General features: G+C 24.6%; 8 protein-coding genes. 3 read left to right on the top strand and 5 right to left on the bottom strand.

Translation table 11 applies throughout. From position 1 onward, the window contains the following. Positions 1-2: 2 nt before the first annotated feature. The 3 genes from ilvD to FD727_RS02545 form a co-directional block, all read right to left on the bottom strand. Positions 3-1,856 carry a dihydroxy-acid dehydratase gene (gene ilvD, locus FD727_RS02555; protein WP_159938599.1) on the bottom strand — a complete coding sequence of 618 codons (1,854 nt, stop codon included), beginning with the start codon at positions 1,854-1,856 and terminating at the stop codon, positions 3-5. A 54-nt stretch (positions 1,857-1,910) separates the two neighbouring features. Continuing rightward, a complete protein-coding gene (locus FD727_RS02550) occupies positions 1,911-2,840 on the bottom strand; it encodes a branched-chain amino acid transaminase (protein ID WP_159938598.1) in 930 nt (309 codons plus the stop codon). Between the two features lie 476 nt (positions 2,841-3,316). Next, positions 3,317-3,652: a DUF413 domain-containing protein gene (locus FD727_RS02545; RefSeq protein WP_159938597.1), complete on the bottom strand. Its 336-nt coding sequence runs from the start codon at positions 3,650-3,652 to the stop codon at positions 3,317-3,319. Between the two features lie 5,443 nt (positions 3,653-9,095). Between FD727_RS02545 and purH the strand changes: the two genes are divergently transcribed. Together purH and purD are read left to right on the top strand one after the other, a co-directional pair. After that, positions 9,096-10,694 (top strand): bifunctional phosphoribosylaminoimidazolecarboxamide formyltransferase/IMP cyclohydrolase, encoded by a 1,599-nt coding sequence (gene purH, locus FD727_RS02535; RefSeq protein ID WP_159938595.1) that lies wholly within the window; start codon positions 9,096-9,098, stop codon positions 10,692-10,694. An 18-nt stretch (positions 10,695-10,712) separates the two neighbouring features. Continuing rightward, positions 10,713-12,008: a phosphoribosylamine--glycine ligase gene (purD, locus tag FD727_RS02530; protein ID WP_159938594.1), complete on the top strand. Its 1,296-nt coding sequence runs from the start codon at positions 10,713-10,715 to the stop codon at positions 12,006-12,008. 254 nt (positions 12,009-12,262) lie between these two features. Here purD and FD727_RS02525 read toward each other — a convergent pair whose 3' ends face one another. Both FD727_RS02525 and hemE read right to left on the bottom strand, forming a co-directional pair. Then, positions 12,263-12,535 (bottom strand): HU family DNA-binding protein, encoded by a 273-nt coding sequence (locus FD727_RS02525; protein WP_159938593.1) that lies wholly within the window; start codon positions 12,533-12,535, stop codon positions 12,263-12,265. A 421-nt stretch (positions 12,536-12,956) separates the two neighbouring features. Next, positions 12,957-14,024 (bottom strand): uroporphyrinogen decarboxylase, encoded by a 1,068-nt coding sequence (gene hemE, locus FD727_RS02520; protein WP_159938592.1) that lies wholly within the window; start codon positions 14,022-14,024, stop codon positions 12,957-12,959. 2,123 nt (positions 14,025-16,147) lie between these two features. Here hemE and thiE point away from each other — a divergent pair. Then, positions 16,148-16,792 (top strand): thiamine phosphate synthase, encoded by a 645-nt coding sequence (gene thiE, locus FD727_RS02515; protein WP_159938591.1) that lies wholly within the window; start codon positions 16,148-16,150, stop codon positions 16,790-16,792. Positions 16,793-16,802: the final 10 nt, after the last annotated feature.

The raw sequence follows: 16,802 nt of genomic DNA, 5'->3' as shown, positions 1-16,802 counted from the left end.
AATTAATTTCCTAATTTAGATTTATCACGTACCGCACCTTTATCAGCACTAGTTGCCAATAATGCATAGGCACGTAAAGCAAAAGAAACATGACGAATACGATTATAAGGAGTATAACTTATTGTACTACCACGTTTTTCTTCTTTAATCTGACGAATACGTAATTCCTTATTAGAAACCATTAATTTAATAATACGATTTGGAATATCAATTTTAATCATATCTCCATCTTTTACTAGTGCTATAGCTCCGCCACTGGCTGCTTCTGGAGAAGCATGACCGATTGAAAGACCTGAACTTCCACCTGAAAATCTACCATCTGTAAATAATGCACAACTTTTTTCTAATCCCATAGCTTTAAGATAACTAGTTGGATATAACATTTCTTGCATACCTGGTCCTCCCTTTGGACCTTCATAGCGAATTACTACTACATCTCCAGCTATTATTTTACAACCTAAGATTGCTTTAACAGCATCATCTTGACTTTCATATACTTTAGCTGTACCAGAAAATTTTAATTGATCTTTATCAATACCTGCAGTTTTTACAATACACCCATCTTTAGCTATATTTCCATATAATACAGCTAACCCACCTTCTTGTGAAAAGGCATGTTTATAATTACGAATACATCCTTTTTTACGATCATTATCTAGTGTATTCCATCTAAAATTTTGAGAAAATGCTTGAATAGTGTGAATACCTGCAGGAGCGGCAAGAAACATCTTTTTTATTGTTTCATTTTTGGTAATTAGAATATCATATTGCTCTAATGTTTCACGTAAATTTAAGCCTAATATATTATGTACATTAGTATGTAGTAAATTAGCACGATATAACTCCCCCAGGATACCGTATATTCCGCCAGCACGATGTACATCTTCCATATAATATTCTTTTGTACTAGGTGATACTTTGCAAAGTTGAGGAACTTTACGTGAAAGACGGTCAATATCATAAAGTGTAAAATCTACTTGACCTTCTTGAGCCGCAGCTAGTAAATGTAAAACTGTGTTGGTAGAACCTCCCATAGAAATATCTAACATCATAGCATTTTCAAATGCAGCCTTATTAGCAATATTACGTGGCAGTACGCAACTTTTATTTTGTTCATAGTATTCTTTAGTAAGTTTTACTATACGTTTACCAGCTTGGATGAATAAATTTTTACGATCAATATGAGTTGCCAGTAATGTTCCGTTGCCTGGTTGTGAAAGCCCTAGTGCTTCTGTTAAACAATTCATTGAATTTGCAGTAAACATCCCAGAACATGAACCACATGTGGGACATGCAACACGTTCAATCTGTTGACGTTCTATGTCATGAACATGCGGAGTTGCTCCTTGTAATATTGCATCTATTAAATCTAATTTAATAGTATTATCTGATGATTTAAATCTACCTGCCTCCATGGGACCACCCGATACAAAAATTACTGGAATATTAAGACGTAATGAAGCCATTAGCATTCCTGGAGTAATTTTATCGCAATTAGAAATACACACCATAGCATCAATACAATGTGCATTAATCATATATTCAACTGAATCAGCAATAAGTTCACGGGAAGGTAATGAATATAACATTCCGCTATGTCCCATGGCTATACCATCATCTATAGCAATAGTATTAAATTCTTTAGCAATACCACCTGCTTCTTTAATTTGTTCAGAAACTAATTTACCTAATTCACGTAAATGAATATGACCTGGAACTAGTTCTGTAAAAGAATTAACTATAGCAATAATTGGTTTACCAAAATCTTCTTCTCTCACTCCTGTAGCACGCCATAAAGCACGAGCTCCGGACATATTTTGACCAGAGGTAGTAGTCATAGAACGATAATTAGGCATGCTTGTACTCCTATCTAGAAATTAAGCTAATGATTATATTACATACACGTAATTTTATACATTAACCAGATCTAACCAACCATGTGTATCTTTGGTTTCACCAGTAAAAAGTCCAAAAAAAGTTTTTTGAATTTGTGTAGTCACTGGGCCAGGTTGACCAACACCAATTTGAATACCATCAACACTACATACTGGAGTAATCTCAGCTGCAGTGCCACACATGAAGATTTCATCTGCTAAATATAATGATTCACGTGATAATATTTTTTCTTGTGCTTTTATACCAAGATCTTCTGCTAATTTAATTACCGAATCACGCGTAATACCAGGTAATATTGAAGAAATCAACGGTGGTGTTAATAAAATATTATTTTTTACTTCAAATAAATTTTCACCAGCTCCTTCTGAAATATAACCATTAGTATCAAGTGTAATGCCCTCTTGATATCCATGACGTCGCGCTTCACTACTTACCAGTAATGAGGAAAGATAATTACCGCCAGCTTTAGCTGCAGTTGGAAGTGTGTTAGGTGCTACACGGTTCCAAGAGGAAACCATTGCATGAATACCATTTTCTAATGCTTCTGTTCCAAAATATGAACTCCAAGGAAAAGCAGCAATAATTACATCAGTGTTATAACTATTTGGTGGATTCATACCTAAACCAACATCTCCTACAAATGCTAAAGGACGAATGTATGCATTATCTAATTTATTAGATATTAATACATTATGAGTAGCTTCCATTAATTCTTTTATTTTATATTTTAAAGGAAAACGGTAAATTTTTGCTGAATCGTGTAAACGTTGCATATGATCATAATGACGAAATATTACTGAACCTTTATATGAGTTATAACAACGTAAGCCTTCAAAAACTGAAGTACCATAATGTAAAGCATGGGACATTACGCTAATTTTTGCATCTTCCCATTTCACTATATTACCGTTAAACCAAATAAACTTTGCTTTTTCATTACTCATTATTATTTCCTTGAGTAGCTAGATATGAATTTATTATGTAATATATTGTTAATTATCATAATGATATATATAGGTGTGTCTAATATTATTTAATTACGAAAACATTAATAGATCAATCTACACTTAAGTAAAAAACAATTAGTTTGATATTTTTATTTTTAAAAAATAATAAAAGTTGAAGAGGTAAATAACATAGAAAATATACAATCTTTATCTAGATTAAGATATATTCGTACAAGATATTAAATTTTGATTTAATATTAAAAATATAATATATAAACAACATTATATAATTTTATTCAATAACATTCATTTAGATAAATACATCTTGTATAGATTAAAACAAATTATGAAATAAAAGAATATATATAATATGCAAAATTGATATTGTAATATATGATTTAAATAATATTTTATATAAATAATGATAAATGAAATTTTCATTAATACTGTAAAATATATGGATATTTTAATTTTTAATCATAGCTATCAAAGTCTTCCGTAGTTTCCATTTGTGCGTTTCCTCCAGATAATGTATGGAAACGTTTAGGACGTTTAATACGTTTGATATATTTTAACCATACAATTTCAGCTTCTGTTTGTGGTTTACGTAAACCTTTACATACTTGTAGGAATAGACGTTCGTCTTCTGTTATAGGTGCACGTTTTTCTGAATGCAATTCATTAAATGCATAACCATAACGTTCTAAAATCTGAGCTTCTTTAATAGTGAAATCGCCATGACGAGAAAAACCATGAGGATAATGTTTGTTATCAAAAAACCTTTTTATTGTTATAAAACTATCTACCATGATAATATCTCTAATTTTATATAACAGAACCTATCATTAATGCATAGAATATTAAATGAAATAGACAATATATTAAAATATATTTTAATTAATAAATAAAAACTAATATAATGTATTAGGTAATGAGTTACTCAACTAATAAAGATTATTAAATAATAAAATGAATCATAGAACATTTAATTGCCATTATATGGTGATACCATATTTTCATATGAAAAAACTCTTATTTCTAGTCGCTTATGTATTTTGCTAGTAAGTTTGTTATTCTTTGAGATACTTATAACTAGTTAATATTACTTAAATATTGTTTATATTAAGAATATACCTAATTGATTTTTTGAAATTAATTAGATAAAATATTATTATATTTTTTAAACCTTTCTAATATTATAAATATTGCTTTTATCTATTATTAGATTTAATTAATTTTACATATTATTATAGTTAGATCTCTAATCTATCAAAAATATAATATATTTCAAACTTATTTTAGAACACTATTACTTTCATAGCTAATCTATGTTAAGTAAAGAATTATACTTAAATATTTTTAACATTTATCTGTTACAATTTGAAGAATTGAATAACATTATCAGTATTGTAATTGAAATATTCATGCTATCTACTCTGAGATATTTTATATTAAAATAAAGGATGTTAATTGTCTAAGTTCCAAAATAGATAAGTAATAAACAGTATTATACTCTTACAATAATTAGTTTTAATATACTTTAAACGTCAAAAACAATCCTTTACTCTTGCAACTGAATATAGATTCAGAGTATAAGCAGCGCTGCTGCGCATTAAAATGATTAAACATGATCGTTGATATGAATGTTCTTAAACATTATACTCAAATTGTCCTTGAGCTCTAATTCATTACACGTTATAAGGAAAATAAGCTAAGTAAATTATATGCTAAATACTCTTCATAATACGTATAATGAGTTTAAATTAGTACTTGAAATACTGTAGGATATTTTTCGAAAATATCTTTATATAAGCTCAAACTAACTAACTATGCTTATATTTCATTATTAAATTATATCAAAGTAAGAAGTAATCTTACTATTATTTTCATGTTCGTAGACTATAGTTTTAAACTAATTTGAATTCTTCTAGTGAATCTTAGTTGAAAACTATCGACTCTAGCATTATGCTATTTTCTAATTACAAATTAACGTTGATAAAGGATTTTATTATCTTAAAATCATTAAAGTGACTAATTACCAATTAGTAATTAAAATCAAAAGTTTATGCATTAATAAACAATATTGACTATTAATTAAGCTTACATAATTTAGCTGATAATCATATTCTGTATATGTATAATTTTTTATTTGTAGAGTACTATATAGTTAAGAACTAACTGTTATAACACCTCTTATTTTCAATTGATTTCAAGTATAGAATCAAATTCTTTTAGCAATATTAAAGGATATTATTCTTTTTAGATGATAATAATATTTGCTCCAATACCTTTTTACTTTAGTTTTCTCAAAAATAGAAATAATTTTATCTAATTAACTGCAACTGATTAATTTATCATTTCATATTATATGTATCTTAAAGATTTTTCTATATGTATAGAATTAATTATTTTACGCACATGATAGTCATGATTATTTTTTAACTTTAACTTTTACAATTTATTCTAAGAATTAGTATTAATGTTATTTAGCCAGTTATGTTAACTTACGTTAATTCTACTGTCTCTTACGATAATAATCATATTCATAGTAATATGAATATATTGTTGTTCATTAAGTGAATATTTTATCCTAATCGTATATTTAGTTTAAATGACTTACATTTGATAAAAATTCTTAATTTTTCAAAAAGTACGTTTTTATCTAACTTATAAATACTTATGCAGAAATTATCATTTCTGGACTTTTTAATAAATGTTATAATTTATCTTCAATAGTTTATAAAATCATCCTCTAATTAATAACATCTTAGTTATTATTGTACTTGTATTGTTTAATTTAGATGCATCACATTGTGTAATAAGCTACATATCAATAATAAGCTAATAATTAGCTTTTTTAAAAATGCTATTTTCAAGCTAATATCATGAACATTTATATTTGCTAGTTAATTGATTACTTAATTATAAATTAATATACTTTAGCTAGTAATATTAGAAAAAATTTATTTTTTAGCGATATAAGTTATATTTATTGTTTGTTTTATATAAAGATATATACTAGTTATTATTAATAATTTAATTGAAATTAAAATTCAAGATATTCTATAACCAAAATGGTGCTATAACTTAACCTATTATTTTATCAGATATTATCTAAGTAATTTTAAATGGAGATGAACTATAATCAATTTTGATAGGATTGTATCCTTATACTAATCATATTTCATAAATTAATTTTAATTTTATTCAGTTTGCTTCCTTAGATATGTTATTTAAGATACATTTATTTATAATTAACTTATCGAGCTAAGTTATGTATTTTGTAACTAAAAACTTCTACTATGTTGTCCTATAATTATTTTTTATACAGTTATAAATTATCTTTTATTGATTTGAGCTAAATTTTACCTTTATTGTATAATACTAGTTACTAACTAGTAGTTAAGAAAATACTAATCTGAAAGATAAAATGTTCTATATAGATATAGATATAGATATAGATATAGATATAGATATAGATATAGATATATATATAGATATAGATATAGATGGAGATGGAGATAGTAATTCTATATATACTTATCTAAATCATAAGTTAAAATATTCTTTTATGTACAAAGTTATTCTACAATGTTAACTGATTTTTTAATATTTTAATAGTTTTAGGTTAACTAATAATTTTAAATTATTAGTTTTCTATTTCATACTATTAATAAAATATTGATATATTTGTTTTAAAATACTATATGTCTATCTCAAGCTAATATACTTCAATATAATTAGATTCTTACGTTAATTTATTCCGAATAATAACAATTATTAATATTAGTTAATTTGACTTTTTAAGAATTTATATTTACTTTTTGACTATAATGACTTGAATATCCACATGTTATAGTGGTTAGTTAATTAAAATTAATGCTATAATATTATTAATTTTTTTAGTAAGCAGCTACAAATATGTTATAATCTATTAGTTAAGAGTCAATAGACACACAATTTTAATTTAATTTTATTCTAACTGATTTAAAATAAATAACAAATATCAATGTACAATATTATGAGTGTATTTGTCAAAGAAATTAAATATTAAACTATTTTATATAAAATAGATCTTTTTAAATTGAATTATAGTTTTCATGAAATAGTATGGTATATCTTTTAATATTCCATGTAATCAAAATACATAAAAATAATTATACTTGCTGATAATTTATAAAAATTTTGACATAAAATATATTAAAATAAAAAGTTAATCTAAGTGTACTTTTCATCATTTTGATGATTATAAATTACTTCAAAATTAATCAATATTTTTTCTAATGTAGTTAATATACATATTTATTTTACAATTAACTATAGTATAAATAAGTTTGATAGACACAAAATACAGACTTATTTATTATAAGATTTAACCTGGGATTATTGTCAATTAAAATTTGATATCATCAAGTTATAATCTCAATCTAGATTATGTTATGTTTTATAACATATAGTTGTTTTGAGTAATCCTTTATTTTAAAATATAACACATATATGTTACATATATATAATCTTAATAGTATTTTATTTTCATAGACGATGTAATATCCTCTATAATACCTTTTAACATTTTATTATTTATACTTTATTTTATGTTATTTGATTAGAAGATGATAATAAAATATAGGTGTGTGATATATCGATGATATCATGTTTTATAACATGATGTTGATCAGAGGTTCAAACAATACATATTTCAAAACTTTTAACAATAGCATTCTATAGATAAAATATTTATATATACCAATATTAATTAAAAATTAAAAGTTACACTAAATAAATTAAAATCATTTTGTTTATTTTTAAATTTTATAAACATATTCTGTAGTAGAATAACTTAATCTATCAATTTTTAAATTATATTGACAGGATACACCCTCAACTTGATATTATTTATACAGTGTTAACATGATTTATTATCATATTTAATATGCCTTATTTAATTATGATATTGAGTATCAATAGCAGTTTTGTTAAATTCAATCGATTGTTACCATTAGCTTTTGTAAAAATTTAATTATTCAAGTATTGTATTCAGAATTCTGCTAATTTATTGTTATAATAAATATATTGGTTGTAAATATAAGAGTTCAATTAAAAATTGAATGGGATTTATTTATATCTCGCTTAACAAGCTATTCGCATACTCTTTAAATTATTTTAATTAATATTTTTGGTCTATTTCTTATTATTACGAATTACTGGTATATTATTAGTAATAATCTAATAGTAATAATTTATACTTATTTGAGATATATAGTATCAATAAATAGTAAAAAATATTAGTTTTTTGTCATAAATGCGATGCAATTTCAATCGTTTTATATATATAGGCACATAAGAAACTACCTATTATATTCATTGTAAATATGATTTACAATGAAATATTACTTTCAATGAATTTTTGAATTGTCTCTTAGCATCTAACATGTTTAGAGGTTATAACTTTACTACTCACAGTAACCAAAAAATTTGCCTATATAAGCATTTATCATTATCTCCTAACCACATATTATCTAAAACTTTACATATATCTAATAACATGAAACTTATCTGAGTGTAATATTTGATAATAATGATTTTTATATTATTGGTTAGTTCTATATATTAATTTCTTAATTAGTAATCTTTAATCAGATAGTCATTGCTTTATAATAAGTTAAATTGATTTTATAATCATGTACTTTTAGTTATGATCAAGCTATTTAATCAAAGTTTGATTAATTTTAATTTATAAAATTGAATTCTATTTATTAAAATAAATTATTATATGTAATATTTTATTTTAATAAGTAACTTATTATTACTATCGTTGAAATATAAAAATCAATGACACGAATATCCAGATATATTATCTAATCAATTGTTAAAGACTGACATAATTAATATTGATTAAATTAATTGTTATGATATTGCAATACATCTATTGTGTTTTTAAATTTTTTATTTTTTTAATTATTTTATCTATAATTGTATACATAAAGTATATAAGAACATTATTTATATATATGGATAATATTTAATCTACCTAAAAGATAAATAAATTATATTTAATTGTAAAAATATAGAAATGTATTTTATACAATATTTTATTTATATTTATAATATAAATAAAATATTACAACTTAATATCTTCATTTTCATTTAAGTGAACTATATTAAAAATATTATTTTTTATTTCATATTGCGTATATTAATAAATATACCAATTCAATTAATATATTTATTAATATTTAAGGATTCCAAGAGATGGGACAAGAAAGTCCAATTCGCCGTGCCTTACTGAGTGTATCGGAAAGAAAAGGTATTGTAAAATTTGCTCAAGAATTATCTAATAGAGGTATTGAGTTATTATCAACTGGTAGTACTGCTGTACTATTAAGCAGTGTAGGAGTTCCGGTTATTAATATTTCTGATTATACTGGTTTTCCAGAAATGATGGATGGAAGAATTAAAACGTTACATCCAAAAATACATGGAGGTATTCTTGGTCGTCGTGGTGAAGACGATAAACTTATGAGTGAATATAATATCAATCCAATTGATATGGTTATAGTAAATTTTTATCCATTTAATAACTCTATACAAAAAAATAATTTTACTTTACAAGATGTAATTGAATCAATTGATATTGGAGGACCAGCTATGGTCCGTGCTGCTGCTAAAAATTATAAAGATGTAGTAATTGTCGTTGATCATAATGATTATAATGATGTCATTGCAGAAATGGATACTAATATAAATTTCCTAACATTAGAAAGCAAATTACATTATGCAACTAAAGCATTTGAATATACAGCGTCTTATGATAGTACAATTGCCAATTACTTTGGTAAAATAGTACCAGATTACTTTAATAAAAGTAAAAATCCATCTGGTCATTTTCCAAGAACATTAAATCTTAATTTTATTAAAAAACACAATGTATGTTATGGCGAAAATAAACATCAACGTGCTGCTTTTTATATTGAAGAAAAATCAATAAACTATTCTACTATTGCAACTTCAAAACAAATACAGGGTAAAGAATTATCTTACAACAATATCGTTGATATCGATACTGCACTTCAGTGTGTAAAAGAATTTCATGAACCAACGTGTGTTATTGTTAAACATGCTAATCCATGCGCAGTAGCTATTGGAAATACAATCTTTCATGCTTACCAACGAGCTTATTTAGCTGATCCAACATCTGCTTTTGGCGGTATTATTGCTTTTAATAGAGAATTAGATGAATGTACTGTACAATCTATTATAACACAACAATTTGTAGAAGTAATTATAGCTCCTTCTATTAAGAAATCTGTCTTAAAGATTACTAAATCAAAAGAAAACTTAAGATTATTAATCTGTGATTATCTGAATAATAGTAATCAAATTACTAGTTTAGATTTTAAATGTGTTTATGGCGGTTTATTAGTACAAGATAGGGATTTAGCCATGATCACTTCTAAGCAATTAAATATAGTTACTAATCGACAACCAACTGATCAAGAACTAGAAGATGCGTTATTTTCCTGGAAAGTCGTAAAGTTTGTAAGGTCTAATGCTATTGTTTTTGCTCATGATAATATGACTATTGGTATTGGCGCTGGACAAATGAGTCGTATCTATGCTGCTAAAATAGCTAATTTAAAAGCTAAAGATCAACATTTAAACATTAAGGGTTCTACAATGGCTTCTGATGCTTTTTTGCCGTTTAGAGATAGTATAGATACAGCTTTTAGTATTGGTGTTAGTTGTGTTATTCAACCAGGTGGTTCAATACGTGATAGTGAAATTATCGATGCTGCTAATGAACATAATATTTCTATGATGTTTACTGGTATACGACATTTTCGTCATTAATGTTTAGGAATTATATAGGTGAAAATACTAATAGTTGGTAACGGTGCTCGTGAACATGCTTTAGCATGGAAAGCTGCTCAATCACCTATGGTGAAAATTGTATTTGTTGCACCTGGTAATGCTGGAACTGCATCAGAATTAAAATTACAAAATATAGCTATTAATGCTACAAATATACCTTTATTATTAGAATTTGCAAAAGCAAAAAATATCGATTTAACAATTGTTGGTCCTGAAATGCCTTTGGTTCTAGGTATAGTAGATATATTTCGTAATGCAGGGCTAAGAATTTTTGGTCCCACTAAGGCTGCTTCTCAATTAGAAGGATCGAAAACTTTTGCGAAAGAATTTTTTATTAGACATCATATTCCTACTGGAATATACAAAAGTTTTACTGATCTAGATGCTGCATTAAATTATTTAAGTACACAAAGTATACCAATTGTTATTAAAGCTGATGGAATAGCAAGCGGAAAAGGTGTTATTGTTGCAAAGACACGAAAAGAAGCAGAAGTAGCAATATATAACTTATTAATCAATCATATTGTAGAACATCATCAAGAATCTATAAATCGTATTATTATCGAGGAATATCTTGACGGTGAAGAAGCTAGTTTTATTGTAATAGTAGATGGAGAGAATGTATTACCATTAGCTACTAGTCAAGATCATAAACAAGTTGGTAATGGAGATACCGGACCAAATACCGGTGGAATGGGTGCATATTCACCTGCTACAGTAATAAATAACGCAGTTCATCAGAGAATAATGAATCAGATTATTTTACCTACTGTAAAAGGTATGAAAGAGGAAGGAAATATTTATACCGGTATCCTCTATGCTGGTGTAATCATTGATAAGGTTGGTCAACCTAAGGTAATTGAATTTAATTGTCGTTTTGGTGATCCTGAAGCACAAACACTTATGATGCGTTTACGTTCTGATTTAATTACGTTATGTTTATTTGCTCTCCGTAAACAATTAAATAAACAAATTATCCAATGGGACGCCCGGACTTCAATTAGTGTTGTATTGGCTACAAAAGGTTATCCTGGTAAATATGCTATAGGTTCTGAAATTCATGGTGTACCATTATTTGAATCTAATGATAAGAAAATATTTCATGCAGGTACTATTATTACAGACAATAATATACTAGTTACTAATGGAGGAAGGGTGTTATGTATAACAACTTTAGGTAAAGATATTGCAGAAGCACGAAAAAATGCTTATGACTTAGCAAAAAGTATTTTTTGGGAAGATATGTTTTATAGAACAGATATTGGACATCGTGCTATGAAAATTATAAATTAATATCATGTATTTATTATGAATTGTTATTTCATATTGATTTTAGATAAATCAATATAATTTAATTATTAATTTCATTTTTTATTTATTAATAAATGAAATTATATTAGGAGGTATATGCTTATAGCATATACCTCCTGATATACATAAAATATACAATTAAAATAATATTTATATATTTTAAGATATATAGATAATTTTATATCCTATCCTACTCTTATCTGTAATGCTATCAAATTTAATATTTTAATTTAAATTTAATTTAAAGCATCTTTAAGTGTTTTTCCTGATATAAAGGTAGGTACATTTGCTGATGCAATTCTAATTACTTTACCAGTTTGTGGATTACGACCTGGTCTTTCAGAACGAAAATTAACTTTAAATGTTCCAAAACCAATTAGTTGTACACTATTACCATTTTTTAGAGACTCAGTTATTGCAGTTAATATGCAATCTAATGCAGCTTTAGCTTGTATTTTAGATAAATCCACTTTTTCTGCGATTACATTAATTAATTGAGTCTTATTCATAAATTATCCTTGAATTGTATTTATTTATTTATTATCTATTAAAAATATGTGCGAATAATATTCATATTTTAAAAAAAAATAACTATATCTATGAATTTATATTACTAATTAGTATATATTACTAAATGCAAAATAAATTTGCAGATAATATAAAAATTAAGGAGATTTTTATTTTTATTTTAAAATAAAAATTTATATAATTTCGTTATATAAATTTAAATAAAATATGTATCTCTTAAATTCAACCGTAACGATTTTAAATTATAATATAAATTTTATGATATTCTGCTTAATTACAATTAATAGTTATTAATATTAATTAACAGTTATCGTTTATACGATATTCAAATTAATTTATTTATTTTTAATAATTTTATAAAAATTATATAACTTTTTATTTTGTATATATTACATTTTATACTTATTTTAAATGATAGTTAGTAGATAAACGATGTACAGCATTAACACAAACTTTTACATGATTGTAGGATATATCTTGATATACACCATGACCTAAGCTAAATATATGTCCTTCACCTATACCAAAATTTTTTAGAATATAAGCAACTTCAAGTTCAATACGTTCAGGTGAAGCATAGAGTATTGAAGGATCCATATTGCCCTGTAAAGCAACTTTATTACCTACTCGGCGTCGAGCATCTGCAATATCAGTCATCCAATCGATTCCCAAGGCATTACAACCAGTTGCTGCCATTAATTCTAACCATTGTCCTCCTCCTTTAGTAAATAATGTAATTGGCACGTAACACCCTTCATTTTTTTTAATTATATTATCAATAATTTTATGCATATAATATAATGAAAATTCTATATAATCTCGTTTACTCAATACTCCTCCGCACGTATCAAATATAATAACTGATTGTATACCGGCTTTAATCTGGGCATTAAGATAAAGTATAATACTATCTGCTAATTTATTTAATAATAAATGTAAGATTTTAGATTCACAATACATCATTCTCTTAATTTTAGAAAAGAATTTACTGCTAGTACCTTCAATCATATAAGTTGCTAATGTCCATGGACTACCGGAAAATCCAATTAATGGTATTGTATTATTAAGTTCATAACGAACTTTACGAATTATATCAGTAATATATCCTAATTCTAGTTCGGGATCTGGTATTGATAATTTATTAATATCATTAAGAGAAGTAATTGGAATAGAAAATCTTGGACCTATATTAGCCTCAAAAGATAACTCCATTCCCATGGCTTCAGAAATAATAAGAATATCACTAAATAAAATTGCAGCATCTAATTCATAACGTTGTAATGGTTGTAATGTAACTTCAGAAGCTAATTCAATATTTTTGCATAATGCAATAAAATTACCAGCTTCAATTAATTTAACTTTATACTCAGGTAAATAACGTCCTGCTTGTCTCATCATCCATATAGGAGTTATATCTATAGGTTGGCGTAGTAATGCTCGTAAATAACGATCATTTTTTAATCTATTCATAATAATGAAATGTGTAATTATATTATACAATAACTTAATAAATAATCTTTCTATTATAACAATTTTTAATTAAAATTATTATAATAGAATAATAATGTGTAATTTGATATATTAACACTTATGCTTATAAATATTAAAAATAAAAATGTTAGCAATATATAACCATTATATAAACAATATATGTAATTATTAGTTTTAATTTATAGAACTTATATATTTATTACAGTTAACTACATCAATTACTAATTAATATACTTTTAAAAATATAAAATTTAAATTAATAAACAAACATTATCATTTATTATAAAATAAATGATAATTTTAAAAATATTTCACATTAAATCTAATATTATTTAATATATTAAATTTAAACTAATCATCTTAAGATATAAATCTTATTTCTTTTAAAAGGGTATTACATCATCTATAAAATATAATATTTTATATCTTTAAAATTATGAAGATACTATAATGTACATTTCTAGTAGTAACAAAAGATAAATAACTTTAATTAAAAAATATAAATAATTGATTGCTATTCAATCATTAATGAAATGGAAAGATATTATCTAACATGAAAAATTTATTATTTTAAAAATATGCTGAATTTATACAATAACGCATTAAAGTTATTTATTATAAATAATTTTAATTAAACTTCACAGCATCTATTAAAGGACTAGATCTGTAAAACAAATTAATTTCATACTAAGTTAAAAATTGAGAAATGGCATTTGTCTCTTGAAATAAATGAATAACAAATGATTATTTTTGATCATTATTTATCTATTTTAAAAATATTATAGTTGCAAACTATGTTATCACACTTTTAAATTTATTTAAGCATTCAGATAATTTATACTAATTTAGTTATTTAAATTTGTATATTAACTTGAGTTCAGTTCAACTTATATGGTTACTATTAATATACTGAAAGATACATAATATAATCATAAAAGATTAATAAATGATAAATCAAATTTTGTATAAGAGAAAGGTAATCCAGCAAAATCAATTATATTACATGCTTTAATTAATAAAATTACTTGATATTACGATTAGTATATTAATACATTGTTAAATCAATAACATCTTACAAGATGTCTAAAATTAGACATTATTTCAAATATTGAGTTTAGTCTTGGACTAAATATAGTTAAGTTAGTAATGCAAGAATCGCAAATTATTAGATTTGTATGAAAAATAAATCTTTGTAAAAAAATAAAATATATTATATCAATTGTGTATATAATAAAGTTATACTAAAATAAAATATTAATCATAATTTATTTAATTTTTAGACAAAAACTATCACAATATAATCTGTAGAATAAGATATTACAAATGCTCGATTTTATTATTAGGTCTAATATTAATAAACTATGATTAAATTTAATAAAATTAATATATATATTTTTTAACATAGATATGAATGTTATAAATTCAATATTTAGTCTTATATTAAAAAAATTAAGAAATTAATTGAACCAATATATTAGTTATAGAATGAAATGTATTATATTCATGAAATACTAGAAAGTATAATACTTAATGAAAATATACATATTTAGTAAATTACTTGAGTTCTTAATTGAAAAAATTTATTGATACATCTGTTAGATTATGTGATATAACATACCTTTATTGCTTATATTGTACATATGAAAATAAATAAAATTTGACCATGAAACTTTACTTCATATAATCGATCTATAAAGACTAATGTTCACAGCTAATATCCATAGCTATTAACATCATTAGTAATAGCTATGGATATAGGTATATTATATTTAATATAGGTATTTTAATACTAATGTAATAATTTTCTTTTGTATACTTTGCTATACAATAGCTAATAAATATTTAGGTCTATTGTTAGACAAAGCAAATGTAAAATAGTAAGATTTTAAGCTAATAAAGCTGTTATCAATTATATTAACAATATAACTATAGATATAGATTATATTAGCCAATAAATTTAAGATAATATGATATTAAAAATCTATTGTTTATTTCATAAACATCTTATATGCTTAAGTAAAATTCATCTTAAGCATATAAAAAATCCATAAACATTGATTATCTGTATATTATAAATAATACTAATAATTATTTAAAAAATAATGATCAATCACTTTCCTCCAACTGATGCTCAACTAGGATTATATCCGATAGTTGATAATGTCACATGGATCGCACGTTTATTAGATATAGGTGTACGTACTATTCAATTACGTATTAAAAATGTTAAATGCATATCAATAGAAGATAACATTCATCAAGCTATCATATTAACCAAACAATATAACGCTCGTTTATTTATTAATGATTATTGGCGTTTAGCAATTAAATATAATGCCTATGGTGTTCATCTTGGACAAGAAGATTTAAAATATGCTGATTTAAAAGCTATTTCTCAAGCTGGTTTACGCTTAGGATTATCAACTCATAATGATAATGAATTAAATTATGCATTAATGTTTCATCCTTCCTATATTGCATTAGGACATATTTTTCCTACTAAAACAAAAAAAATGGCTTCATCTCCTCAAGGATTAGATATGTTGCGTAAACAATCAGCACATCTTAAGAGTAAAGGTATTCCTAGTGTAGCAATAGGCGGAATTTCCCTCCAACGTGCACCAGAAGTATTATTAACTGGTGTAGGTAGTATTGCTGTGATAAGCGCTATTACTGAATCTATTGATTGGTATACAGTTACACAAAAATTTCTAAATTTATTTGAAAACAAACAAAAATATATATAATATAAGTGTT

It is taken from the genome of Pantoea sp. Mhis (assembly GCF_009830015.1).
The sequence above is the reverse complement of the archived record's forward strand: the minus strand, read 5'-3'. Positions and strand labels throughout refer to the sequence as shown.